The 25950-nt window shown below is 50.0% G+C and carries 23 protein-coding genes; 21 read left to right on the forward strand and 2 right to left on the reverse strand.

The genetic code is table 11. The features are described 5' to 3' along the window. Positions 1-12: 12 nt before the first annotated feature. The 13 genes from AC5RDV_RS08485 (at position 13) to glsB (ending at position 14628) form a co-directional block, all read left to right on the forward strand. A complete protein-coding gene (locus tag AC5RDV_RS08485) occupies positions 13-1464 on the forward strand; it encodes a UDP-N-acetylmuramoyl-L-alanyl-D-glutamate--2,6-diaminopimelate ligase (protein WP_278455397.1) in 1452 nt (483 codons plus the stop codon). A gap of 11 nt (positions 1465-1475) precedes the next feature. After that, positions 1476-2741, forward strand: a complete 1266-nt coding sequence (locus AC5RDV_RS08490) for a phospho-N-acetylmuramoyl-pentapeptide-transferase (RefSeq protein WP_130893878.1) — start codon at positions 1476-1478, stop codon at positions 2739-2741. 10 nt (positions 2742-2751) lie between these two features. Continuing rightward, entirely contained in the window at positions 2752-4086 is a 1335-nt protein-coding gene (murD, locus tag AC5RDV_RS08495; protein WP_282748412.1) for a UDP-N-acetylmuramoyl-L-alanine--D-glutamate ligase, read from the forward strand. Positions 4087-4103: 17 nt separating this feature from the next. Beyond that, on the forward strand, positions 4104-5312 hold the full coding sequence (locus AC5RDV_RS08500) for an FtsW/RodA/SpoVE family cell cycle protein (RefSeq protein WP_008628999.1): 1209 nt from the start codon (positions 4104-4106) through the stop codon (positions 5310-5312). Positions 5313-5700: 388 nt separating this feature from the next. Continuing rightward, positions 5701-6828: an undecaprenyldiphospho-muramoylpentapeptide beta-N-acetylglucosaminyltransferase gene (murG, locus tag AC5RDV_RS08505; protein WP_008629000.1), complete on the forward strand. Its 1128-nt coding sequence runs from the start codon at positions 5701-5703 to the stop codon at positions 6826-6828. A gap of 69 nt (positions 6829-6897) precedes the next feature. Then, complete coding sequence (gene murC / locus AC5RDV_RS08510) at positions 6898-8274, forward strand: UDP-N-acetylmuramate--L-alanine ligase (RefSeq protein WP_276786776.1); 1377 nt, start codon at positions 6898-6900, stop codon at positions 8272-8274. Beyond that, a complete protein-coding gene (locus tag AC5RDV_RS08515) occupies positions 8271-9008 on the forward strand; it encodes a cell division protein FtsQ/DivIB (protein WP_130893880.1) in 738 nt (245 codons plus the stop codon). Before murC ends, AC5RDV_RS08515 begins: the two co-directional genes overlap by 4 nt. Position 9009: 1 nt before the next feature. After that, positions 9010-10362 carry a cell division protein FtsA gene (ftsA, locus tag AC5RDV_RS08520; protein WP_008629003.1) on the forward strand — a complete coding sequence of 451 codons (1353 nt, stop codon included), beginning with the start codon at positions 9010-9012 and terminating at the stop codon, positions 10360-10362. A gap of 21 nt (positions 10363-10383) precedes the next feature. After that, positions 10384-11703 carry a cell division protein FtsZ gene (gene ftsZ / locus AC5RDV_RS08525; protein ID WP_008629004.1) on the forward strand — a complete coding sequence of 440 codons (1320 nt, stop codon included), beginning with the start codon at positions 10384-10386 and terminating at the stop codon, positions 11701-11703. 23 nt (positions 11704-11726) lie between these two features. Beyond that, positions 11727-12176: a GatB/YqeY domain-containing protein gene (locus AC5RDV_RS08530; RefSeq protein WP_008629005.1), complete on the forward strand. Its 450-nt coding sequence runs from the start codon at positions 11727-11729 to the stop codon at positions 12174-12176. A gap of 237 nt (positions 12177-12413) precedes the next feature. Further along, the gene (locus tag AC5RDV_RS08535; protein WP_008629006.1) at positions 12414-12779 is read left to right on the forward strand and encodes a hypothetical protein; all 366 of its coding nucleotides are present in this window, start codon (positions 12414-12416) and stop codon (positions 12777-12779) included. Positions 12780-12853: 74 nt separating this feature from the next. Beyond that, positions 12854-13672: a lyso-glycine lipid O-acyltransferase GlsA gene (glsA, locus tag AC5RDV_RS08540; RefSeq protein ID WP_172604707.1), complete on the forward strand. Its 819-nt coding sequence runs from the start codon at positions 12854-12856 to the stop codon at positions 13670-13672. Positions 13673-13695: 23 nt separating this feature from the next. Then, a complete protein-coding gene (glsB, locus tag AC5RDV_RS08545; protein ID WP_008629008.1) occupies positions 13696-14628 on the forward strand; it encodes a glycine N(alpha)-acyltransferase GlsB in 933 nt (310 codons plus the stop codon). 27 nt (positions 14629-14655) lie between these two features. On the opposite strand, the gene dgt is transcribed toward glsB, so the two are convergent. Further along, positions 14656-16011: a dGTP triphosphohydrolase gene (dgt, locus tag AC5RDV_RS08550; RefSeq protein WP_282748428.1), complete on the reverse strand. Its 1356-nt coding sequence runs from the start codon at positions 16009-16011 to the stop codon at positions 14656-14658. 130 nt (positions 16012-16141) lie between these two features. Between dgt and dut the strand changes: the two genes are divergently transcribed. From dut to AC5RDV_RS08570, 4 genes are read left to right on the forward strand one after another with little or no spacing between them, the layout of a single operon-like run. Next, positions 16142-16576: a dUTP diphosphatase gene (gene dut, locus AC5RDV_RS08555; protein ID WP_282748413.1), complete on the forward strand. Its 435-nt coding sequence runs from the start codon at positions 16142-16144 to the stop codon at positions 16574-16576. A gap of 5 nt (positions 16577-16581) precedes the next feature. Continuing rightward, positions 16582-18327 carry a tetratricopeptide repeat protein gene (locus AC5RDV_RS08560; protein ID WP_282748414.1) on the forward strand — a complete coding sequence of 582 codons (1746 nt, stop codon included), beginning with the start codon at positions 16582-16584 and terminating at the stop codon, positions 18325-18327. Beyond that, positions 18324-19160 carry a lipoprotein insertase outer membrane protein LolB1 gene (gene lolB1 / locus AC5RDV_RS08565; RefSeq protein WP_008629016.1) on the forward strand — a complete coding sequence of 279 codons (837 nt, stop codon included), beginning with the start codon at positions 18324-18326 and terminating at the stop codon, positions 19158-19160. The genes AC5RDV_RS08560 and lolB1 overlap by 4 nt, the downstream gene beginning before the upstream one ends. Then, the gene (locus AC5RDV_RS08570; RefSeq protein WP_008629017.1) at positions 19157-20482 is read left to right on the forward strand and encodes a murein hydrolase activator EnvC family protein; all 1326 of its coding nucleotides are present in this window, start codon (positions 19157-19159) and stop codon (positions 20480-20482) included. The genes lolB1 and AC5RDV_RS08570 overlap by 4 nt, the downstream gene beginning before the upstream one ends. 31 nt (positions 20483-20513) lie before the next feature. Here AC5RDV_RS08570 and AC5RDV_RS08575 read toward each other — a convergent pair whose 3' ends face one another. After that, positions 20514-21575 carry a M20 family metallo-hydrolase gene (locus AC5RDV_RS08575; protein WP_172634408.1) on the reverse strand — a complete coding sequence of 354 codons (1062 nt, stop codon included), beginning with the start codon at positions 21573-21575 and terminating at the stop codon, positions 20514-20516. A 119-nt stretch (positions 21576-21694) separates the two neighbouring features. Between AC5RDV_RS08575 and AC5RDV_RS08580 the strand changes: the two genes are divergently transcribed. The 4 genes from AC5RDV_RS08580 (at position 21695) to AC5RDV_RS08595 (ending at position 25941) form a co-directional block, all read left to right on the forward strand. Further along, a complete protein-coding gene (locus tag AC5RDV_RS08580; protein WP_008629022.1) occupies positions 21695-23551 on the forward strand; it encodes an AMP-dependent synthetase/ligase in 1857 nt (618 codons plus the stop codon). A 636-nt stretch (positions 23552-24187) separates the two neighbouring features. Continuing rightward, a complete protein-coding gene (gene prfB / locus AC5RDV_RS08585) occupies positions 24188-25300 on the forward strand; it encodes a peptide chain release factor 2 (protein WP_276786766.1) in 1113 nt (370 codons plus the stop codon). 25 nt (positions 25301-25325) lie between these two features. Next, positions 25326-25475: a hypothetical protein gene (locus AC5RDV_RS08590; protein WP_008616959.1), complete on the forward strand. Its 150-nt coding sequence runs from the start codon at positions 25326-25328 to the stop codon at positions 25473-25475. Then, on the forward strand, positions 25465-25941 hold the full coding sequence (locus AC5RDV_RS08595; RefSeq protein ID WP_276786765.1) for a CYTH domain-containing protein: 477 nt from the start codon (positions 25465-25467) through the stop codon (positions 25939-25941). Before AC5RDV_RS08590 ends, AC5RDV_RS08595 begins: the two co-directional genes overlap by 11 nt. Positions 25942-25950: the final 9 nt, after the last annotated feature.

Raw genomic sequence — 25950 nt, forward strand, 5'->3', positions numbered from 1 at the left:
GGAAGCATGATGATGGAGTTGGATATTTTGCTGAAAAGCGTGAGTGTCGTACGGGTCGAAGGCGATACCGCACGGAACATTACGGGAATCAATATGGATTCCCGGCTTGTGCAGCCGGGCGATTTGTTTGTCGCCGTCAAAGGGACGCAGGCCGACGGTCACGCTTATATCGGCAAGGCGATAGAGAAAGGAGCCGTGGCCGTAGTGTGCGAAGCATGGCCGGAGGTGCAGGCTGAGGGGGTGACGTACGTACAAGTGAAGGATTCCGAAAGTGCGGTGGGGCGGTTGGCTACGGTGTTTTACGGTGACCCGACCTCCAAATTGCAACTTGTCGGAGTGACCGGTACGAACGGGAAAACTACGATTGCCACCTTATTATATAATATGTTCCGGGTGTTCGGTTATAAGTGCGGACTTTGTTCCACGGTTTGCAACTATATAGATGACGAGGCTGTCCCGACAGAGCATACCACGCCAGACCCGATTACGTTGAACCGTTTGTTGGGGCGTATGGCAGACGAAGGATGCAAATATGCTTTCATGGAAGTCAGTTCGCATGCCGTGGCCCAGCACCGTATCGCAGGTCTGAAGTTCGCAGGAGGTATTTTTACGAACCTTACGCGCGACCATCTGGATTACCATAAGACATTCGAGAACTACCGCGATGCCAAGAAGGCATTTTTCGACGGTTTGCCCAAGGGGGCTTTTGCCGTGACGAATGTTGACGACCGTAACGGAATGATCATGGTGCAGAACACAAAGGCCGTCGTGAAGACTTATTCTTTGCGTGCGGCTGCCGATTTCAAGGCAAAGGTGTTGGAAGAGTCGTTTGAAGGAATGTGTTTGGATGTCAATGGCAAAGAGGTGAGTGTCCCTTTCATAGGCCGTTTCAATGTGTCCAACTTGTTAGCTGTGTACGCTGCAGCCGTTTGTATGGGGCGCGGGGCTGAGGACGTTTTGGTAGCCCTTAGTACATTGCGCCCGGTGAACGGACGTTTCGAGACGATTCGTTCTCGGGAGGGAGTGACAGCCATTGTCGATTACGCCCATACGCCGGATGCGTTGGTCAATGTGTTGTCGACCGTGAACGAAATACTGAAACGGCGCGGCGAAGTCATTACGGTCTGCGGTGCCGGAGGCAACCGTGACAAGGGTAAGCGTCCGATTATGGCGCAGGAAGCGGTGAAAAACAGCGACAGGGTAATCATTACCAGTGACAATCCGCGTTTCGAAGAGCCGCAGGAAATTATCAACGATATGTTGGCCGGACTGGACAAGGAGCAAATGCGCAAGGTAATCTCCATTGTCGACCGTAAGGAGGCCATCCGTACGGCCTGCATGATGGCACGTCCCGGCGATGTGGTGTTGGTGGCCGGGAAGGGGCATGAAGATTACCAGGAGGTGAAAGGCGTGAAGCATCATTTTGACGACCATGAGGTAATAAAAGGAGTATTTGGCATTTAACCGTTGCGCGCATGTTGTATTATTTGTTTCGATTTTTAGGAGAGTACGGGATTCCCGGTTCGCACATGTGGACCTACATCTCTTTCCGGGCTTTGCTGACCTTGATTCTGTCGTTGGTCATTTCCGTCTGGTTCGGGGAATACTTCATCAAATGGATGAAACGCCACAACGTGAGTGAGGCGCAACGCGATGCTTCCATAGATCCCTATGGTGTGGAGAAGAAGGGTGTGCCCACGATGGGCGGTGTCATTATCATTGTGTCCATCATCATCCCCTGTTTGCTTTTCGGGCGTTTGCGTAACATCTATATGATACTGATGCTGATTACGACTGTGTGGTTGGGCGTTTTGGGGTTTGCGGACGACTATATCAAGATGAAAGTAAGCAAGGATGGTTTGCGCCCCATTTACAAGTTGGCGGGACAGACCCTTTTGGGACTTTTTGTCGGCCTGACATTGTGGCTTAGTCCCGACGCAGTGATCCGGGAGAATGTTTCGACACAGCGCTTGGGCAATACAGAAGTCGTTGTGCACAAAAGCGAGAAAGTGAAATCGACTATTACCACGATTCCGTTCGTGAAGGACAACAATTTGGATTATGCCGAGATGATGAGCTTTTGCGGAAAATACAAGACGGCTGCCGGGTGGTTCTTGTTTGTGGTCATGACGACCTTGGTCGTGGTAGCCGTGTCCAACGGGTCGAACCTGAACGACGGCATGGACGGCATGGCGGCGGGCAATTCGGCTATTATCGGTGTGGCGTTGGGCGTATTGGCCTACGTGTCCAGTCATATAGCCTTTGCCAGTTATCTGAATATCATGTACATACCCGGTTCGGAGGAACTGGTCATCTTCATCTGTGCTTTTGTCGGGGCATTGGTCGGTTTCTTGTGGTATAACGCCTATCCTGCCCAGATATTCATGGGGGATACGGGCAGTTTGTCCATTGGAGGCATCATTGCCGTGACGGCCATCATCATACATAAAGAATTGCTTATCCCCTTGATGTGTTTCGTGTTCCTGATGGAGAGCCTGAGCGTGATTCTGCAAGTGAACTATGCGAAATGGGGGAACCGGAAAGGATTGAAGTTAAGAGTGTTCAAGCGAGCCCCGATCCATGATACTTTCCGGGTGCGCCCGGGGCAGTTGGCCCCAGACGTGAAAGTGCTGTGCAACTGGCCTAAAGGATGTTGGTTAGAGTCGAAAGTTACGGTCCGTTTTTGGATTATCACGATCATCTTGGCGGCCATGACGATTATAACGTTAAAAATTAGATAAGGAAGAAGCTATGGGGAAAAGAATGGTAATATTGGGAGCGGCCGAAAGCGGCGTGGGTGCTGCAGTGCTGGCTCAGAAAAAAGGCTTTGATGTCTTTGTTTCCGATATGGGAAAAATCAAACCTCATTATGTAGACATGTTGGACTGTTACGGGATTGCGTGGGAAGACGGCGGCCATACGGAAGGATTAGTCCTGAATGCGGACGAGGTGATAAAAAGCCCGGGCATACCGGAAGATGCCCCGATGGTGTTGAAAGTGAAAGAGGCCGGTATCCCTATCATTTCGGAAATCGAGTTTGCGGGACGTTATACGCATGCCAAGATGATTTGCATTACGGGCAGCAACGGCAAGACTACCACGACATCCCTGATTTACCATATCTTCAAGAAAGCGGGTTACAATGTCGGGTTGGCCGGGAATATCGGCCAAAGCCTGGCTCTGCAGGTGGCCGAGAAAGATTATGACTACTATGTGATAGAACTGAGCAGTTTCCAGTTGGACAACATGTACCGTTTCCGGGCCAACATTGCCGTATTGCTCAACATCACGCCCGACCATCTGGACCGTTACGACCATTGCATGCAGAATTATGTGGATGCCAAAATGCGCATCTTGCAGAACCAGGAAGAGACGGATGCCTTCGTTTATTGGAATGACGACCCGATTATCCGGAAAGAATTGGAGAAATACCAAATCAAGGCCAAGAAGTGTCCGTTCTCCATCTTGAAGAAAGAAGGGATGATAGGTTATCTGGCCGACGGGCAATATGTGATAGAATACCCCACGCCGTTCAACATGGAACAGGAGTCATTGGCTTTGACCGGGAAGCACAATATGTATAACTCTTTGGCGGCAGGCATCACGGCCGACATTGCCGGGGTGAAGAACGAGGTGATTCGTCAGAGCCTGAGTGATTTTGAAGGCGTGGAACACCGCTTGGAGAAAGTGGTGCGTGTGCGTGGCGTGGATTATATCAACGATTCCAAGGCCACCAACGTGGATGCCTGTTGGTACGCATTGGAGAGCATGAAAACGCCCACGGTATTGATTTTGGGAGGAAAAGACAAAGGGAATGATTATGAGGCCATAGCCGAACTGGTGCGGAAAAAATGTGTGGGACTGGTGTTCCTTGGGGCAGACAACGGGAAACTGCATGCCTTTTTCGATTCATTCGGTATTCCCATTGCCGACACCCATAGCATGAAAGACTGCGTGGAAGCATGTTACAGAATGGCCCGTCCCGGCGATACCGTATTGTTGAGCCCTTGTTGTGCCAGCTTCGATTTGTTCAAGAACATGGAAGACCGTGGCGAACAGTTCAAATCATTGGTAAGGGCGTTGTAAAGTAAGGGAGCGAAAGGATGGTCACACCTGTAAAAGTTTTAAAGAAGTGGAGCCTGTTCGAAGGTGACAAGGTCATTTGGATGATTTTGTTCTTCCTCGGCATGATATCCATCATAGAAGTGTATAGTGCCTCCAGTAATATGAGTTACAAGACAGGGTATTATTGGAAGCCGATTCTGCAGCATGCCTCATATTTCGTCGTAGGCGTGTTGGCCACGATTTTGGTGCATAAGATACCGTGCCGTTATTTTAAGTTGATACCTTTGGCCGGCATACCGTTGTCCGTATTCTTGCTTGGGATAGCCATGTTCACCACGAAGGTGAACAACGCGAGCCGATGGCTTGAGGTGGGCGGTATCGGTTTTCAGCCTTCCGAGATAGCCAAAGGCGTATTGATAGCCACGACAGCCATGATTCTTTCGAGCATGCGTGACGAGGCCGGTGCGCAACGTCGTGCGTTCAAGTGGATTATGGGCGTTTCGATGGTAATCTGTGCGCTGATTGTCCCCGAAAACTTCTCTACGGCCGCCATGACTTTCCTGGTCATTCTGGTGATGATGTTCATAGGCGGGATACCTTGGAAACAGTTGGGCACCTTATTGGGCATTATCGTTATTGCCGGAGCCGGTTTGTTCTCATTTTTGCGTTTTGCACCGGACTCTACGACAGAATCCATGAGCGAATGGCCCGGCTTGCACCGTTTGCCTACGTGGGCCAGTCGTGTACGCGGGCATGGGAATATACCGGAGGATGCGGCGGATTACGACCTGACCAAGAATCCGCAGGTGACGCATGCCAAGATAGCCATTGCCACATGTAATGTGATAGGCCGGGGGCCGGGAAATTCCGTGGAACGCGATTTCCTGCCACAGTCGTTTTCCGACTTTATTTATGCCATCGTCATAGAGGAACTCGGATTGGGCGGCGGAGCTTTCGTCATGTTCCTATATATCGTGTTGCTCTTCCGGTCGGCCAGGATAGCCAGCCGGTGCGAGCGGAACTTCCCGGCTTTCCTTGTGATGGGGCTATCGTTGATGCTCGTCACGCAAGCCATGATTAATATGGCAGTGGCCGTCGGGGTCTTTCCGGTGACGGGGCAACCCTTGCCGCTAATCAGTAAAGGGGGTACCTCCACTTTGATTAATTGCGTGTATATGGGAGTCATCCTGAGCGTAAGCCGTTCGGCCAAGAAAAAGCCCCAGGTAACGGAAGAAACTGAAGATTGAAGAAAGATTCGCATGAGGGACGGTAATGTTCCCGGGAAGGGAACGGACTTTTCTTTATGTCATGATTTATGATTCTCCATCCGCTGCTTGCCCTTTGTGGAAGGCTTGTGGGCGGTTTTGTGTATAGAAGGCTTGTTTTCAAGAAGTTATATTCTTTGAATTTATTGCCGTAGATTGGAAAACCGGTCTCAGGAGATTGAAAAATCGTTCGACTGAGAATGAAAAATCATTTGGCGCAGATTGAAAAAACGTTTGCCGCAAGTGGATGAGAGAATGGGCTGAATCAAATGATTTTGTAAGGAATAATTCTTATCCGGAATAAAATAAGGAAGAAAAAAGGATAGAAATACCGGATTTATTATTATTTTTGCTGATAAAATTCAGTTTCATGAGAGAAGAGTTAAGGATTATCGTGAGCGGAGGAGGAACGGGCGGACATATATTCCCTGCCGTGTCCATTGCGAATGCCATCAAATCGCAGCATCCGGAAGCCGAGATATTGTTCGTCGGAGCCGAGGGGCGGATGGAGATGCAGCGTGTTCCGGCTGCCGGTTATCCTATCAAGGCATTGCCGATTTGCGGTTTCGACCGCAAGCATTTGCTGAAGAATATTGCCGTGCTTTTCAAGATTTGGAAAAGCCGGAGAATGGCGAGGAAGATTATCAGTGATTTCAGGCCGATGGCGGCCGTGGGAGTGGGAGGATATGCCAGTGGTCCCACGTTGAATGTGGCCGGGGCAATGGGAATCCCCACATTGATACAGGAGCAGAATTCGTATGCCGGAGTGACCAATAAGTTGTTGGCCAAGCGGGCCGATAAGATTTGTGTGGCTTACGACGGAATGGAGCGTTTTTTCCCGAAAGAGAAAATCATCCTGACGGGAAATCCTGTCCGTCAAGGTTTGTTGGAAAATACCAAAAGCCGTGAAGAGGCTTTGGCGGATTTCGGCTTGCTGCCGGGGCTGAAAACGGTGCTCCTGATAGGCGGCAGCTTGGGGGCGCGTACTTTGAACGAGAGCGTGCTCGCTAATCTTACGGCTATTTCGGCTTCCGGTGTGCAGTTTATCTGGCAGACGGGAGGTTATTATTTTGCCCATATACAGGAACAGTTGAAACTGAAAGGGCAGCCCGACAATCTGTTCGTGACGGATTTCATCGCCAAGATGGAGGACGCATACGCGGCTGCCGATTTGGTCATTTCAAGGGCCGGGGCCAGTAGCATCTCGGAATTGTGCCTGTTGGGCAAGCCGGCCATATTGGTGCCTTCGCCGAACGTGGCCGAGGACCACCAGACTAAAAACGCGTTGGCTTTGGTCGACAAACAAGCCGCGCTTTACGTCAAAGATGACGAGGCCGTGGACAAATTAATCGGATTGGCCCTGAATGTCATCCGGGATGCGGACAAATTGTCTGCATTGGGCCGGAATATCAAAGCCATGGCCTTTACGGACTCTGCCGACCGCATTGCGGAAGAGGTTTGTAAACTCGCCGTGGCATATAGGGAAAACCGCGATTAAGCGAGCGCGGAGGCAAGCTTGCTTGCCTCTGCCGAGCGGGAGCGGTTTATTTAAAGGAAGAAGTAGAAGATGGAAATGAACGCGATAAAAGCTGTGTATTTCGTAGGAATAGGGGGAATCGGCATGAGTGCCATAGCCCGTTATTTCCTGCAGAAAGGGCTTTGTGTGGGAGGTTACGACCGCACGCCTTCCGAACTCACGCGGAAGTTGCAGGAAGAGGGTGCCCGGATTCACTATGAAGAGGATGTGGAACAGATTCCTTCCGCTTGTCGGGACAAGGACGCTTGCCTGGTGGTTTATACACCGGCCATCCCCTGCGAGCATGCCGAGTTGGCCTATTTCAAGGCGAACGGATTCGAGATAGAGAAACGTGCGCAGGTGTTGGGCGCGTTGACGCGTGCCCATAAAGGACTTTGTGTGGCCGGGACGCACGGGAAAACCACCACATCGTCCATGGCGGCCCATATCCTGCACCAGAGCCACGTGGACTGCAATGCCTTTTTGGGTGGCATCACCAAGAATTACGGTACGAATTACATTCTTTCTCCGAAGAGCGACTACGTGGTCATTGAAGCCGACGAGTTCGACCGTTCTTTTCATTGGCTGACGCCATACGCGTCTGTGATTACAGCCACCGATCCCGACCACTTGGATATCTACGGGACGAAAGAGGCCTATTTGGAAAGCTTCAGAAAATATACTTCCTTGATTCGTCCGGGAGGTTTTTTGGTCCTGCACGAGGGACTGGAGATGCAGCCGGATGTACAAGAGGGGGTGATGACCTATTCTTATAGTCGCGGGCACGGGGATTTCCATGCGGAGAACATCCGTATCGGTGACGGTGAAATATATTTTGATTTTATCTCTCCGTTAGGGCATATCAAGGATGTGCAGTTGGGCGTTCCCGTAAGCATCAATATCGAGAACGGGATAGCGGCCATGGCCTTGGCGCAAATCAGCGGCGTGACACCGGAAGAGATAAAGCAAGGCATGGCTTCGTTCAGAGGAGTGGACCGGCGTTTCGATTTCCGCTTGAAGAGCGATAAGGCCGTTTTCCTGACGGACTATGCCCATCATCCGGCCGAGATACGTCAAAGCGTGATATCTGTCCGCGAACTGTACCGGGGAAAGAAGATTGCAGCGATATTCCAACCTCATCTTTATACGCGTACACGTGATTTTTATAAGGAGTTTGCCGGGAGCCTCTCGCTGTTGGACGAGGTGATTCTTACGGATATTTATCCTGCCCGTGAAGCGCCTATCCCGGGCGTGACGAGCCGGCTGATATACGACCGTTTGGCTCCTACGGTGAAGAAATGCCTGTGCCGGAAGGAAGACGTGCCGGAAATAGTGCGGCAGTCGGATGCGGATGTGTTTATATTGTTGGGAGCCGGAGATTTGGAATCCTATGCTCCGCAGATTACGGAGGTATTGGAAGAGAGATGATTAAGAAGTTGGCCATTATATTGTTTTTGGTGGGACTGTTTTGCTATTTTATCGCAGCAGTCACGGTGCTGAACAAACCCAAGGAAGGGCTTGTGTGCAATGGCGTGGAGGTTGTGGTCGAAGACAGTCTGCGGACCGGTTTCATCCAGTCGGGAGAAGTGTTGAGGCTGTTGGAAAGCCGCAAATGCAACCCGACGGGACAAAAAATGGACGAGGTGATGTTGAGCCGGATAGAAGAGGCTTTGCGGAAGAATCCTTATATCGAGGACGTAACAAGCTATAAGACGCCCGGCGGGAAGGTATGTGTGCGCATCAAGCAACGTCTTCCTATATTGCATGTCATGTCTTCCGACGGACAGGATTACTATCTGGACCGTGCGGGCCGGCAGATGCCGAAATCCTCCTACTACGCTGATTTGGTCGTGGCGACCGGGGATATCACACCGCAGTATGCCCGGCAGAATCTGACTCGTCTGGGAAGGCTGATACAAGATAACCCGTTCTGGAACCACCAAATCCAACAGATTCATGTGTTGGAGAATGGCGAGGTGGAATTAGTGCCCCGGGTAGGGGAACATACGATCCTTTTGGGGCGTCCCACGAATGTGGAAGACAAACTGGGCAGGATGAAAGAATTTTATACGGAAGGACTGAACAAGGTGGGATGGAATAAGTACTCCCAGATCAGCCTGAAGTATAACAATCAAATTATTTGCAAGAAAAATAAGAAATGATATGGCTGTAGAGAAAGAAATCATTGTAGCGATAGAATTCGGTTCCTCGAAGATACGGGGTGTGGCCGGGTGCAAGAATATAGACGGCAGTGTGCAGGTGTTGGATATCGAACAGGTAGATGCACGGAACTGTATCCGCAAGGGTGTGGTATATAATATAGACAAGACCGTGATGTGTTTGAAACACATTGTCGACAAGATGGAGAATGCGTTGGAAATGCGCGTGCGTAAGGTCTTTGTCGGAATAGGAGGTCAGTCGTTGCGGACGAAGAAGAACACGGTGTCACGTCAGTTTGCCACAAAAACCGTGGTATCGCAAGAGTTGGTGGATTCTTTGCTCAAGACCAACAGGAATACGGTATATGCCGGCTATGAAATACTGGAAGTGGTTCCGCAGGAATACCATGTCGGTTTGGATACTACGGTGGATCCGGTCGGGGTCCTGAGCAGCCAGATAGACGGAAACTATCTGAATATCATTGCCAAAACGGAAATTAAAGAATATATTCTGAAATGTGTGGAGGCGGTCGGGCTTGACGTGGCCGGCATGTTTGTGGCACCGATGGCTTTAGCCGGCTGCGTGCTGACGGATACGGAGAAGCGTTCGGGCTGTGCTCTTGTGGATTTCGGTTACGGAACGACTACTGTCGCAGTATATAAAGGCAACTTGTTGCGCCATCTGGCAGTGATACCGTTAGGAGGAAATAATATCACTCAGGATCTTTGCAGCCTGCAAATTGATGAGGACGAAGCGGAGGGACTGAAGATGAAATACGGGTCGGCTTATTCCGATCTGAGCAGTGAAGAACTGGCCAAGAATCTTCTGGTGAACAACGGTCGTACGATTGAGGAGCGTTTGTTGGTGGACATTGTAGAGGCTCGTGAGGAAGAAATCTTGAGCAATGTGGCAGCACAGATTCGTAACAGCGGCTATCAGGATAAGTTGTTGGCCGGAATTGTCATTTCGGGTGCGGCATCCAATGTGAAGAACCTTGATAAAGCGGCAGCAGCCCGTCTTCATCCGGATAAAACGCGTTTTGCGCGTATTGTACCTTTTGCCTTACAAGCTGTTCATGCCGAGCAGGTTGTGAAGGACGGTTCTTTGAATACTTTGTTAGCGTTGATGAACGAAGGAAACCAGAATTGCGTGGAACCCAAGGTCGTAATGAAGGAGGAAGTGCCCGAGGAGGTTGCAGAAGAACAGGAAATGCCGCAAACGGCTCCCGGTTTTGTTCCGGTAGAGGAAACGCATAAGGAAGTCTACGAAAGAGAGGAACCGAAAAGTAAAGGGGGGATTTGGAAGAAGTTTAAAGAGAAACTTGTGGATTTGACTAAAACGGTAACTGAAGAATAACATAGAAAAACAAAATAGATTATGCAAGAAGAAACAGACATACGGTTTAACTTCAAAACGAACAGCCCGAGCATCATTAAAGTGATCGGAGTTGGGGGAGGCGGAGGTAACGCCGTCAATCACATGTATAAGGAGGGTATCCATGATGTGAGTTTTGTGCTGTGCAATACCGACAATCAGGCTTTGAGCGACTCTCCTATCCCGACGCGTCTGCAATTGGGGACAGAAGGATTGGGGGCCGGAAACCGTCCCGAACGTGCTCGTCAGGCAGCCATGGAGAGTTTGGACGGTATAAAAGAAATGCTGAACGACGGAACCCGTATGGTCTTCATTACGGCCGGAATGGGAGGCGGTACCGGAACCGGTGCAGCTCCCGTGATAGCACAATGTGCCAAGGAAATGGGTATCCTGACGGTCGGTATCGTGACTATACCGTTCCGTTTTGAGGGATTGAAGAAAATAGACCAGGCATTGGACGGTGTGGAGGAAATATCCAAGCATGTCGATGCGTTGTTGGTTATCAATAATGAACGCTTGCGTGAGATTTATCCGGAGCTTACTGTGTTGAATGCTTTTGCCAAGGCAGACGATACGTTGTCCGTTGCCGCCAAGAGCATAGCCGAAATTATTACGGTACATGGCATTGTGAACCTCGACTTCCAGGATGTGACCACGGTGCTGAAAGACGGTGGCGTGGCCATCATGAGTACTGGATTCGGAGAGGGTGAAGGGCGTGTGCGCCAGGCCATTGAAAGTGCGCTTCATTCCCCGTTGCTCAATAACAACGACATATTCAACTCCAAGAAGGTGTTGCTGAGCATTTCGTTCTGCGATCAGGAAGAGAGCGACCAGTTGACCATGGAAGAAATGAACGAAGTGCATGAATTCATGAGTAAGTTCGGTGACGATGTGGAGACGAAGTTCGGACTGGCCACGGATGCTACGTTGGAGAAGAAGGTAAAGATCACGGTGTTGGCTACCGGATTCGGTCTGAAGAACGTGCCGGGCATGGATAATGTGATGGCCAAGCATGGCATTGAAGATGAAGAAGCGCGGGCTCAGAAAGAAGAAATAGCCGTAAAGAAAGCCGAACGCCGACGTGAGTTTTACACGCATGACATGAACCAAAGGGAAATCAAGCGCCCGCATCATCTTTATATTTTCGGAGAAGACGACTTGGATAACGACGATGTGATTTCCATGGTGGAAGATACGCCTACCTATAAGCGTAGCAAGGAAGTGTTGTCCAGTATCAAAAGCAAGACAGCCGGAATGGAGAACGCGGCCGATGGCATGGCGGCAGGAACTAATGGAGAGGAAAAGTCGATGATAGTGTTTTAGTATATAATAAGAAGAAATAAGATATGGCACTTTTTGAACAAATCAGTAAGGATATCGTAGTGGCCATGAAGGCCAAGGATAAAGTCGCGTTGGAGGCGTTGCGGAACATCAAGAAGTTTTTCTTGGAAGCCAAAACCGCTCCGGGAGCAAACGATGAGTTGACAGATGATGCGGCAATGAAAATTTTAGCTAAACTGGCCAAGCAGGGCAAGGACACTGCGGCTTTATACGTAGGGCAAGGACGTCAGGATCTGGCCGACGAAGAGTTGGCTCAGGTAGAAGTCATCAGCCGTTATCTGCCCAAGCAGCTCTCGGCAGAAGAACTGGAACAGGAAATCAAAGCCATTATTGCTGCCGTAGGCGCTACGAGTGCCAAGGATATGGGCAAAGTGATGGGCACAGCCACGAAACAGTTGGCAGGCAAAGCTGATGGTAAGGCTATCAGCTCCTTGGTAAGGCAATTATTAGCCTGACTGCTGAGGATAAACTCAACGAAAGCCGGATGTGACGATACGGGATAAAGGTAGAGTGCCATTCGGCTTTTGTTGATTATTGTCCGGTTCTGAAGGGCGGGATATTGAAACGGAAATGAGAGCGGAACGGGGATTTCAAACCTTATATGTCTAATATTTCTTAAAATATTCAGCCTTTATCTTGGATACTGATAGTTTCATTCTATTTTTGCAAAATAGAAGTTAATTTTAAACGTAATGTGGGCGCATAGTTGGAAAAAGGTTAGTTTGTGGGTGCTATTGATGTCCTTTAGTTCCGTAAGCACTTCGGCTGTAGACCGCGTGTCCATCCGGGCTAAGGCAGATTCGGTAGGGCATGACGTGTCTTTTTCCGAATATACCCATGTCTACAAGACGAAGAGAGTCTCTTCGACTTATCCAATTAAGATTAAGATGAAGGGAGGTTCGTTGTTGGTTACGAGCCGACATTCCCAGATGCTTCCGGTGTATAAGGGTAATGGCGTATTTTACGGGTTGTTCCGACTGAACAAAGGGACAAACTGGATTAGTGGATTGCCGAAGGGGACTTATATCATTAACAACTCTAAAGTGACGGTATCGTGAGACTTCTTTACGAATATGGAAGATTGAGTTAAAGATGGAGGTTTGCTGTTGCAATGGAGACAAAGGAAAGAATCATGCCGGATAAAGCTGTGACATTAATCGATCTTGATGACATCATACGGACGCGTGCCGGAAAGAAAGCCAGATATATTCCCGGTTTTCTGATTAACGGGCTCAAACGTCTCATTCATCAGGATTTTATTAATGAGTATCTGCGTCAAGGTTATGTGGGTGTTGACTTTTGTGAACACACATTGGCTTATTTGGATGTGAAAGTAAAGGTGGACGGCTTGGAGAACATTTCCGATTTGTCCCGGAAATATACTTTTGTGTCCAACCATCCGTTGGGTGCCATAGACGGTGTGACTTTGGGAATGGTGCTCGGGCGTCATTACGACGGGAAGATTAAGTATCTGGTGAATGACCTTCTGATGAACCTGAAAGGATTGGCTCCCCTGTGTATACCTATCAATAAGTTGGGGAAGCAGGCGCGTAATTTCCCTCAAATGGTAGAGAATGCTTTTCGTTCTGATGACCAAGTCATCATGTTCCCGGCCGGCATTTGTTCGCGGCGTATGAAAGACGGCAGCATAAGGGACTTGGCATGGAGCAAGACATTTATCGTGAAAAGTGTGGCTGCCCGGCGGGATGTGGTGCCGATACATTTCATAGGGCAGAATTCCGACCGCTTTTATTCCATCGCGGGATGGTGCAAACGGTTGCATCTCAAGTTTAACCTGGCCATGCTGTTTTTACCCGATGAAATGTACCGCAGCAGGCATGGCGAGTATCGGGTCGTAATCGGGAAACCGATACCATGGAGCACGTTCGACAAGTCCAAAAGCCCCCAACAGTGGGCACAGGAAGTGAAGGAAAAAGTGTATAAGTTATAAAGAGAAGAAAACAGATTGATGATATGGAAGAAATCATAGCTCCGGTGAGTAAAGAGCTGCTGAAGGCAGAACTGACTGCGGATAAGAGGTTGCGTTATACGAACAAAAGCCACAATGAGATATATGTGGTGACGTGGCAGGATTCACCGAATGTACTTCGCGAAATCGGCCGTTTGCGTGAAATCGCTTTCCGGGCTGCCGGTGGAGGTACGGGGATGTCGCTCGATTTGGATGACTTCGACATGATGGAAGAACCCTATAAGCAGTTGATCGTATGGGACCCTGATGTAGAAGCAATTTTGGGAGGATACCGCTATTTGATTGGGGCAGACGTGAAGCTGCGTGAGGATGGGCAGCCCATATTGGCTACTTCCCACATGTTCCACTTCTCGGAAAACTTCATGAAGAATTATATGCCCTATACGATAGAGCTCGGACGTTCGTTCGTGACGTTGGAATACCAGAGTACGCGACAGGGTTCAAAAGGCTTGTTCACTTTGGACAACTTGTGGGACGGCCTGGGGGCATTGACGGTTTTAGTGCCTGACGTGCGCTATTATTTCGGTAAGATGACCATGTATCCGTCTTATGACCGTTATGGGCGTGATATGATTCTGTATTTTCTGAAAAAGCATTTCGAGGATAAGGACAGGCTGATAGTGCCGATTCATCCCTTGCAGTTGGAAGCCGATACGGAGGAATTGGGTAAATTGTTCGTTTACGAGGATTTCAAGGAAGACTATAAGATACTGAATTCGGAAGTGCGCAAGTTGGGTTATAATATCCCACCTTTGGTGAACGCCTACATGGGGTTGTCGCCCACGATGAAGATGTTCGGCACGGCTATCAACGACGAGTTCGGCGACGTGGAGGAGACCGGCATCCTGATTGCCGTGGACGAGATTCGGGAGGAAAAGCGCAGGCGGCACATTGAAACCTTCTCCGGACGCGGATAACGGGGGAGGCGGCATGAGGCTTCTCGGTTATACGAAAGGCAGGCTCATGCCATTGATTTTACGGTATAAGTCCAAGGCATACACGTCCGTCATGCCGGAGATGTAATCCAATACGGCCATGATGCGGTCGTAGAGCCGTTCGGCTCCGATGTCGTACTGTTGTGACACGCGGTTGATGAGTAACTGCGAATACGCTTTCTCAGGGTGGCATACCGCTTCTGTCATGAGTTCCAACAGCGTGGTGATAACCTGAAAACCGGCCAGTTCGATATCCACGACATCCTTGCTCCGGTAAATCTTGGCGTATGCCATGCTTTCGCAAGCTTTGTAAGCCTTTCGCGGCGTTTCGGAAATGTGGTCGATGAGGCAACCTTCAAAGGTGCCGGCCAGGATTTCTTCTTCATTGTCCAAAAACACCTTCACGCATTCACTTTCCAAGCAACCGATGACACAGGAACGCAGGTAGACGATTTGTTCGTTGATGTCACTGACGTATTGCAGGTTTTTCCGGATACTTTTCTGGCGTTCTTCCTCAAAGAAGCCCAACAATAAGCTTTGGGTCTCGTCCGTACTGAGGATTTTCAGTTTATGCGCATCCTCGATGTCCATAATCTCATAACAAATGTCATCGGCCGCTTCTACCAAATATACGAAGGGATGGCGCACATATCGCAGGCTGCCTTCTGCGCTGGTCTGGCGAGGGATGCCCAGTTCTTCGGCTATCCGTTGGTAGACGGGGATTTCGCTTTGAAAGAACCCGAATTTGGCATGTCTGCCGGCCAGGTTGGACGAAAAGGGGTATTTGACGATGGAAGCCAAGGTGGTGTAAGTCATGACAAACCCTCCGTCGCGCCGGCCTTTGAAGTGGTGGGTCAGCAACCTGAATGCGTTGGCGTTTCCTTCGAAATGAATCAGGTCGTTCCATTCCCGTTCGTTGAGCCGGTCCCCGTTCGTGGGGTCGCAGTAGGTTCTCAGCCAGTTGCCTTTGCCTTCGCTGAAGAACGTCCCTATGGCTCTTTCGCCCGAATGTCCGAAGGGCGGATTTCCCAAGTCATGTGCCAGGCAGGCGGCCGACACGATGGCACCGGCTTCGGTCAGATGGCTTCCGTGTAGTTCCGGATGCTTCTGTAAGAGTGCCCGTGAGATGTCGTTGCCCAATGAACGTCCTACACTGGACACCTCCAGGCTGTGGGTCAGCCGGTTGTGGACGAACACACTTCCCGGGAGCGGAAACACTTGCGTTTTGTTCTGCAAACGTCTGAACGGTGCGGAGAATATAAGACGGTCATAATCGCGTTGGAATTCCGTGCGGTCGTCTTTCCGGACTTGGTGGTATTTTTCCAATCCCAACCGTTTGTTGGATATCAGTTGCTGCCAATTCATATTCATTCTTGTAGATTCTTCACAAAAGTAATTAAAAAGGTTGACATTCTCTCTTTTTCTCAAAAAATCAATGGCTGTGTTCCGGGAATTGGTTATTTTTGTACCTCAAAAACAATCATTTCTATATATAATGGAAGTACGTGTTATTAATAAATCGCATCATCCGCTACCTCAATATGCCACTTCGGACTCGGCAGGAATGGATCTTCGTGCCAATCTGGACAGCCCCATCGTGTTGAAACCTCTGGAGCGTTGCCTGGTGCCGACGGGACTCTATATCGCTTTGCCGCACGGGACGGAGGCACAAATCCGCCCGAGGAGCGGACTGGCCTTGAAAAAAGGAATAACCGTGTTGAACTCGCCGGGGACGATTGATGCGGACTACCGGGGGGAGATTTGTATCATTCTGGTCAATTTGTCATCCGAGCCGTTCGAGATACGGGACGGAGAGCGGATTGCGCAAATGGTTGTGGCAAGTTATGAGCAGGCCGGATGGAAGCCTGTGGAGAGTTTGGATGATACGGAAAGAGGTGTGGGTGGTTTCGGCCATTCGGGAGAAAAATAAAGTCAGTGAAGAAGGTTACAGTTTTGATATGCGGAGTTTGGGCCATGTTGTCTGCCTGTTTCACGTCTTGTGCGACGGGAGGGAAGACGCAAGGTATATCGGTCGAGGCACAACGCAGGTTTGATTATTATTATGCCGAGGCCGTGAAGAGCAAGTTGGCCGGGCGTTACGATGATTCTTTCGAGTTGTATAAACATTGTTTGGACATCAATCCCGATGCGGCCGAAGCGTTATACAATCTCGGATTGTATTATCTGGGGATGGATGACTCTGCCCGGTGCGCGTCGCATCTGTCCCGTGCGGTGGCTTTGGAACCGGATAATATATATTATAAGGAAGCCCTTGCGTCTTTTTATTTGCGTAACCGGAATGATGTGCAGGCCGTGCCTGTACTCGAAGATATGGTGCGGTGCAATCCGACCCGTTCGAATGTATTGGCGCAGTTGGTTAATATGTACATGAACCGTGAGCAATACCGCGAGGCGATTAGTGCGCTCGACCGCATAGAGACGCTTGAAGGCAAGAACCTGTCCATCAGCATGGAGAAGTTCCGGCTGTATCGTGAATTGAAAGAGGACGGTAAGGCCTTTGCCGAATTGGAAAGTCTGGCGCGCGAGAATCCTAACGATTTGGCTTATCGTGTATTAATCGGCGATCAATATCTGTTGCTGCAACAGCCGGACAAGGCTCTTGCCGTTTATGAGGAAGTCCGGAAGAAAGAGCCCGGGAACCAGGCTTTGCGCATGTCCATGCTCGATTATTATAAGCAGACGGGCCAAGATTCGCTTTATCAGACCCAGTTGGATGCAATCTTATATGGAAAAGAGACTGACGAACGGGCCAGGGTCATGCTCATGCGTAACTATATCGTAGACCAAGAGAATGCGCATGCCGACAGCACTTTGGTGTTAGCCGTTTTCGACCGCATCTTCGATGCTGTCCCTGAGACGGTGGATATGCTGACGCTTTATGCCTCCTATCTACAAATGAAACATATAAATGGCCAGCTCGAACCGGCTTTGGAACGCATCCTGAAGCTTGAGCCGGACAATCAGGTGGCTTTGTACCAGTTGGTGCAACTGGCTGTCCATGCCAATGACTATCCGAAGGTGGCGGACATTTGTACGCGTGCCATCATGCATTACCCGGAACAATTACCCTATTATTTCTATTTGGGTTTTTCTTATTATCAGCTTGAACGTCAAGACAAGGCTTTGGATGTGTTCCGCAAAGGCGTGCGGCAGATCAAGCCGGATACGGACCACGGCATAGTGGCCGATATGTATTCCATCATGGGCGACTTGTACTACAGCAACGGACTGAAAGACTCGGCTTTCATCGCATACGACTCTTGTCTGGTGTACAACCCGGAGAATGTCGGTTGCCTGAATAATTACGCTTATTATCTCTCGTTGGAAAAAAAGGATTTGGACAAGGCAGAAGAAATGAGCCACCGCACGATTGTGGCGGAACCCGGAAACAAGACCTATATCGACACTTATGCCTGGATTCTTTTTATCAAGGGGAAGTATGCTGAGGCCAAGCTTTATATGGACCGTGTCCTTGTAGGGGACATCGGGAAAGACGAAGAAGTGTCCGGAGGAGTCTTGGAGCATGCCGGGGATATTTATGCACAATGCGGCGACATGGAGGGTGCCTTGAAGTATTGGAAGATGGCACAGGAAAAAGGGGGTGATGTTTCCCGGCTTTTGAAAAAGAAGATCCAAATGAAAAAGTATATTGAAGAATGAAGAGAATGAATTTCGTATGGGGTGTCCTGGTTGCCGTTTTTGTATTGTGTCTGTCGGCTTGCCGTTCCACTAAAAACATAACGCAGACGGAGCCGCATGATGATGGTGGTGCCGTGGAGTGGGTAGACAAGATGGCGTTGTCCGGTTTGAAGGAGGGGACTGTCACTTCGAAAATGAACCTTGACTTGAATTTGGGCGGGAAATCTTTGTCGGTGGGCGGAAGCTGTAACTTGAAACGGGATGAGGTGATCCAACTTTCGCTTGTGGCCATGGGCTTTATGGAAGTAGGACGTCTGGAATTTACGCCCCAATACATGATGATGGTCAACCGGATGGGAAGGGAATACGTAAAGGTGGATTACGCGGACGTGCCTTATTTGCAGCAGGCCGGTGTGGATTTCTATACGTTGCAGGCTTTGTTTTGGAACGATGTGTTTGTGCCGGGACAGGAAGGCCGTTGGCAAGAGCGGGACTTTACCATCTCGAAGAATCAGGAAAGTACGATTCTGACCTCGAATAGCGGTTCGTTGTTGCAATGCCAGTTCGTGGTCGACTTGCTGACCGGGTTGATTCGCAATACGTCCATTGCCGTTACAGGTCAAGGTTCCGTGCCCCGTCTGAACTGGACGTATCAGCATTTTGCGAGTGTGGAGCAAAAAAGTTTTCCCGACAAGATGCAATTATCCGTCACGGGAGCGGGGAAAGACCTGACGGCTGTCTTTTCGCTGAGCAATTTGAAATGGAATGCGAAAAGCATCGAGTTGACTCCGGAACCGGGCGGAAAATACAAGAGGGTCAGTCCCGACCTTATTTTAAAACAACTGATAAAATGAAATGTAGGTTGGTCATGTTTTTTACGGTATGGATGCTCGTGTCCGGCGGAGGAACGTTGGAGGCGCAGACCAATCGTAAGATAAAGGCACTGCAAACTCAGAAGAAAGAAATACAGAAGGGCTTGACCCGTTCCCGGAAAGAACTGAAAACGACGGAGAAAACCGTAGCCACCAAGCTGCGTGACATCAGCATGATAGCCAACCGGTTGGAGGCACGACAACGTTATATCGACACGATGGAGGTGCAGTTGAAAAAGGTCAGCGACCAGGTAAATGCACTGGAACGGAAGGTGGAGCGTACGGCAGCCGAATTGGAAACAAAGAAGGCCGATTATGCCAGAGCCTTGCGTTATGCACGGGCTTGCAAGTCGGTGGGGAGTCCTTTGCTTTTCGTGCTTTCCACCCGTTCTGTGACTCAGATGTACCGTCGTTCGCGTTATGCCCGGGAATATGCCAATTATCAGCGTACGTTGGCTGAGCAAATTGTACGTAAGCAGGACGATTTGTTGGCACAGAAGAACGAATTATTGGGTGTGAAAGCCGAGAAAAACCGTTTGATTGCCGAATGCGAGCAGCAAAAGGCTTTGTTGCAAAAGCAGCATGACGAAGAGCAAAAGAACGTAGCCGGATTGCGGCAGAGGCAGAAGCACCTGAAAAAAGAGGTAGAACAACAGCAACAGCAGCTTTCCGCTTTGGACAAGAAGATAGACCAGATGATAGCCTACGAGGTGGAGCAGGCGCGCAAGAGAGCCGAGGCTGCCCGTAAGAAAGCCGAAGCCGAGGCACGCCGGAAAGCGGAGAAGCAGCGGAAGCAGGGCCGTAATCAAGCCGCTTCGGGAAAGAAAGAAGGGAAAAAATCTTCTTCCATCCCTCCGGAGTATAAATGGATTACGCCTCAGGAACAAGCCCTGAATGGCAATTTCGTCCGGAATAAAGGGAGGCTGCCGGTTCCCATTACGGGAAGTTACATGGTGGGTAGCCATTTCGGAACCTATAATGTGCCGGGCTTGAAGAACGTTCGTTTGGATAATAAGGGAACCAATTACGTAGGGCGTCCCGGAGCTATGGCACGTTCCATTTTCGATGGCGAAGTCTCGGCCGTCTTCCAGTTTGGAGATACCAAGAACGTATTGGTGCGCCATGGCAGTTATATTTCCGTCTACTGCAACTTGTCTTCCGTGCGGGTAAGCAAGGGACAGAAGGTCAAGGCGCGTGATATCTTAGGTACGGTGGAGGACGACGGTACGGGTAATTGCGTGCTGCACTTCCAACTGCGGAAAGAGACTCAGAAACTGAACCCCGAAGTCTGGATAGGGCGTTGAGAGGCTTTCAGCCGGATCCGCAAATCTTTCTTTATATCTGTAGGCCGTCCAACAGCTCGATGTATAAGGCTATGGCTTCCCGGATTTCCGTTACGGTGATGTATTCGTCCGCCGTGTGGGAACGTGAGGATTCGCCCGGCCCCATTTTCAAAGACGGGAAGTGCATCAGCGCCTGGTCGGAGAGCGTAGGCGATCCGAAAGGTGTGCGTCCCAAAACTTTGGCTTTGGCCACAATGGGATGGTTCTCGTCTATGCGCGAAGAATTCAGGCGGAAAGAGCGGGCTTTCACTTCACTGTCCGTATGGGCGCAGGCTGTCCGGTAGATTTCTTCGTTGGAGTAGTTCTCATTGCTGCGTACGTCTACGGTGAAAGCGCACTGGTCTGGCACGACGTTGTGTTGCGTGCCGGCATGGACGACCGTCACGCTCATTTTCACGTCTCCCAAGAGCGGTGAAGTCTTCGGGAACCGGTACGTCCTGAACCACTCCATGTCTTTCATGGCTTTGTAAATGGCGTTTTCCCCTTCGTTACGTGCCGCGTGTCCCGACTTGCCGTGGGCCGTGACATCCAATACCATCAGCCCTTTTTCGGCGATGGCCGGTTGCATGCCGGTGGGTTCGCCCACCAAGGCCAAGTCGATGTGCGGCAACAGGGGGAGCACGGATTCTATACCGTTCTTTCCCGAGACTTCTTCCTCGCACGAGGCTAAGAAGATGAGGTTGTAGGGTTGTTCTTTACCGGATAATGTGCAAAAAGCCTGCCACAAAGCGACCACGCTAGCTCCGTCGTCGTTCGTGCCTAATCCGTAAATACGTTCGCCTTCCCTTGTAGGGCGGAACGGGTCTCGCGTCCAACTTGCAGCCGGTTTCACGGTGTCGATATGTGCGTTCAACAAGAGGGTGGGGCGCCCGGTCCGGTAAAACGGCGAGATGCACCAAAGATTATGTCCTGTACGGCAAGGCGTTTTGCCCCGTTCTTTCATGAAATTTTCCAATAAGTCGGCCACTTCCTTTTCTTCCCTGCTTACGGAGGGAAGGCTTACCATCCGTTCGAGCAGGCCGATGGCTTCCTGTGTCAATGCTTCAATGTCCATAATTGTGTTTCTTTGAGGCAAAGTTAAGGTATTTTGGAGAAAAATTAAATATTTTGAGGTTTTCTTGTACATCGTTTCATTTAAAACCATAACTTTGTAGATATTAAAAAGTCAAGATTATGCTGAATACAAGTCTTTTCTCAGTGCTCGTCCATGAACAGGCCAAACGTTATGGCGACAGAACGGCCATGAGCTATCGCGATTATGAAAAGAATGTGTGGGTGCCGGTTTCCTGGAACCGGTTTTCGGAAGTCGTACGGAAAGTATCTGCATCCCTGTTGGCCTTGGGGGTGGATGTGCAGGAGAATCTGGCTGTTTTTTCGCAGAACATGCCCGAATGCTTGTACGTGGATTTCGGGGCTTACGGCGTGCGGGCCGTCACGATACCGTTTTACGCTACCAGTTCGGAGAGCCAGGTGGTTTACATGGTGAACGATGCCGGGGTTCGTTATGTGTTTGTCGGCGAACAGTACCAATATGACATTGCTTTCCGTAGCATGCCCCATTGTCCGACGCTCCAGAAACTGATTATTTTCGACTCTTCCGTGGTAAAGAATCCTCAGGACACGGTGTCGGTCTATTTTGAGGATTTCTTGCAAGCCGGTGCCGGACATGAAGAGAATGAGGAGTTGAAGCGGCGTGCGGCCGAACTTCGGATGGACGACTTGGCCAATATACTTTATACTTCGGGCACCACGGGGGCCAGCAAGGGGGTGATGCTGAGCCACCGGATGTATCACGATGCGATTATCGCCAACGACGCGGTCCTGACGCTTGGGGAAAAGGATGTCGTGTTGAACTTCCTTCCTTTCACCCATGTGTTTGAACGGGCATGGTCTTACCTTTGCCTGTCCGAAGGTGCGCAGTTGGCCGTCAATCTGCGGCCTGCCGACGTGTTGCAGTCGTTGCAGGAAGTGCATCCGACGTGCATGTGTGCCGTACCCCGTTTTTGGGAGAAAGTATATGCCGGCGTGCAGGAGAAGATAAGGCGGAGCAATCCCGTACAGCGTAAGTTGTTGCATGAAGCACTTCAGGTGGGCAAGGCATATAACGTGCATTATAAGATGCGCGGTCTGATTCCTCCCGTTTCACTGAGGCTGCGGTATACGTTTTTCGAGAAAACCGTAATCGCTCTTTTAAAACGGACCTTGGGTTTTGAGAACGCCAACTTTTTCCCTACTGCCGGGGCTGCCATTCCACCGGTTGTGGAAGAATTCGTCCATTCGGCCGGCATCAACATGGTGGCCGGTTACGGGTTGACGGAGTCCACGGCCACGGTCTCTTGCGACCGGAAGGGGCAAACCAAGACGATAGGGTCCGTGGGGCGTATTATCGGAGGATTGCAGCTGAAGTTCGGTGACGACAATGAGATACTGCTGCGCGGAACGTCCATAACCAAAGGATATTACCGGAAGGATGAGGCGACCCGTGCGGCCATCGACGAGGACGGATGGTTCCATACCGGCGATGCCGGTTATCTCAAGAACGGTGAGTTGTTCCTCACCGACCGGATTAAAGACTTGTTCAAGACCTCTAACGGGAAGTACATTGCCCCGCAGATGATAGAGTCGAAACTGGTGGTGGACCGTTACATCGACCAGATAGTAGTGATTGCCGACCAACGTAAATTCGTATCGGCGCTTATCGTTCCCGAATACAACTTGTTGAAGGAGTTTGCCGAACGCCATCATATCCGGTATGCCGATACGGCGGATTTGTGCCGGAATGCCGACATCAACAAGATGTTGCTCTTCCGTATCAATACCTTGCAGCAAGAGTTTGCCCATTATGAACAGGTGAAGCGCATCACGTTGCTGCCCGAGCCGTTCAGCATGGAAAAAGGAGAGCTGACCAATACGTTGAAGGTGAAGCGTCCGGTGGTGAACCGTAACTACGCGGCCGAGATAGAAGCCATGTACGTGGAGGATACGCCGCCGGAAGTTCCTTGTCCGCCACCGGTGACTCCTTCTGTCTGAGTGTAAAACTCTGCCATTATGGCAGAGTTTTGAGAACATTCACAGACTAAAAAAGGATAATAAGTATCGTTATGGAAAGAAATCTTGCATAAAAATACGGCTTTTCAGGACTGAAAATGCAAATATACGGTATATATGCAAATCATTGTGCTGAGAACAAAAAATCGTTTGGCTGAAAGCGATTTTTTGTTCTCAGCATGTTTTTCGCATGTTCTCAGTACAACGCAGAATAAGGGGGCTTAAAAGGGTATAAAGACCTCTTGTTTTGGGGTGTTTTTTCTTTATTAGCCTGTTTTTCGATTACAAAAATCCGAAACAGATAGTCGTGCAGAGGGACGAAATGGAATCATCCCGGTGGCGACATTGCCGCAGGTTGACGGAAATACGGTTTCTTTTGTCAAGCCGGATGGACGAACGACCGACGGTTTGATAAAAAGGCATGCTTTGAGATTCGTTTATAGACGGGTAAGGACGCGGATGCCCTCAAATAAGCGATTCTTGGACGATGAAAACTGACAAAATGGCAGACTTGGGGGGCTGCACACCTTTGTCTATGCTTGTCCTTTTTTATTTTTGGGTGGAATAGATAAGATTTTTGGTTTTTTATATCTATCTTTGTGATAAAGTTTTGAGTTTATGATAACCATTGAGCAACTGAAAGATATTAAGACGCGTACTGAGGCGCTTTACCGCTATCTGGATATTGAAAACAAGAAAATCCAAGTGGAGGAAGAGCAGCTCCGCACACAGGCACCGGGGTTTTGGGACGATGCCAAGGCTGCGGAAGAACAGATGAAAAAAGTAAAGGGCTTGCAGAAGTGGATTGACGGTTATAAGGAGGTCAAGACGCTGTGCGATGAGTTGGAACTTGCTTTTGATTTCTACAAGGAAGAGATGGTTACCGAAGAAGAGGTGGACGGATTGTACAGTCGTACGGTGGATGCCCTTGAAGACCTTGAGCTGCGCAATATGTTGCGGCAGGAGGAAGACCCGATGGATGCGGTGCTGAAAATCAATTCCGGTGCCGGAGGTACGGAAAGCCAGGATTGGGCATCGATGCTGATGCGCATGTACATGCGTTGGGCTGAATCCCATGGTTATAAATGCACCGTCAGCAATTATCAGGACGGCGATGAGGCCGGTATCAAGACGGTGACCATGCAAATCGAGGGCGAGTTTGCCTACGGCTACCTGAAATCGGAGAATGGCGTGCATCGTTTGGTGCGTGTGTCGCCTTACAATGCGCAGGGCAAGCGCATGACTTCGTTTGCGTCGGTGTTCGTGACACCTTTGGTGGACGATTCCATCGAAGTGTATGTGGATCCTTCCCGTGTGTCATGGGACTTGTTCCGTTCCGGAGGTGCCGGCGGACAGAACGTCAACAAGGTGGAGACCGGCGTGCGCTTGCGCTACCAATATAAAGATCCCGATACGGGCGAGGAAGAAGAAATCCTCATCGAAAACACGGAAAGCCGCAAGCAGTTGGAGAACCGTGAGAATGCCATGCGCCTTTTGAAGTCGCAACTCTACGACCGTGCCTTGCAGAAACGTAAGGCCAAACAAGCTGAAATCGAGGCCGGAAAGAAGAAAATCGAGTGGGGGAGCCAGATACGCAGTTACGTGTTTGATGACCGTCGTGTGAAAGACCACCGTACGAATTACCAGACATCGGACGTGAACGGGGTGATGGATGGGAAATTGGATGGCTTCATCAAGTCCTATCTGATGGAGTTTGCCGGAGGAGAATGAGTTTTACCTTTAAAACGATACGACTATGAGTGTGAAAAAACAAATGAGACGTGCCGCTCGTGCCGCCCGTGAAGAGAAGAAGCAGAAACGCGCAATGGGAGCTTTGATCGGTGCCTTGGCGGTGCTGATTGTCTTGGGTATCATTGCTTTCGCCATCATGGGAAATGAGTTTTGAAATAGAACGTAAGTTTCTGGTCACGGGCGACTTCAAGTCGCAGGCATACAGTAGCAGCCGTATCCGGCAGGGCTATATTTCTACGGTGGGGAAGGCTACGGTGCGTGTCCGTATTCGCGACGACAAGGGGTATCTCACGATAAAAGGCCGTTCGAATGAAGCGGGCATCTCGCGTTATGAATTCGAGACGGAAGTACCCTTGCAGGACGCGGAAGACTTGATGAAGTTGTGCGAACCGGGTGTAATTGACAAGACGCGTTACCTTGTGCGGTCGGGGCGGCACGTGTTCGAGGTCGATGAGTTCTATGGCGACAACGAAGGGCTGATTATGGCCGAGGTGGAACTTTCCGACGAACAAGAAGCTTTTGAAAAGCCCGGTTTCATCGGACGGGAAGTCACAGGCGATCGCCGTTACTACAATTCCCACCTTCGTACTTATCCGTATAAACTTTGGCGGGAAGGATAGGGGTGCGAA

Source organism: Paraprevotella sp. (assembly GCF_986071375.1).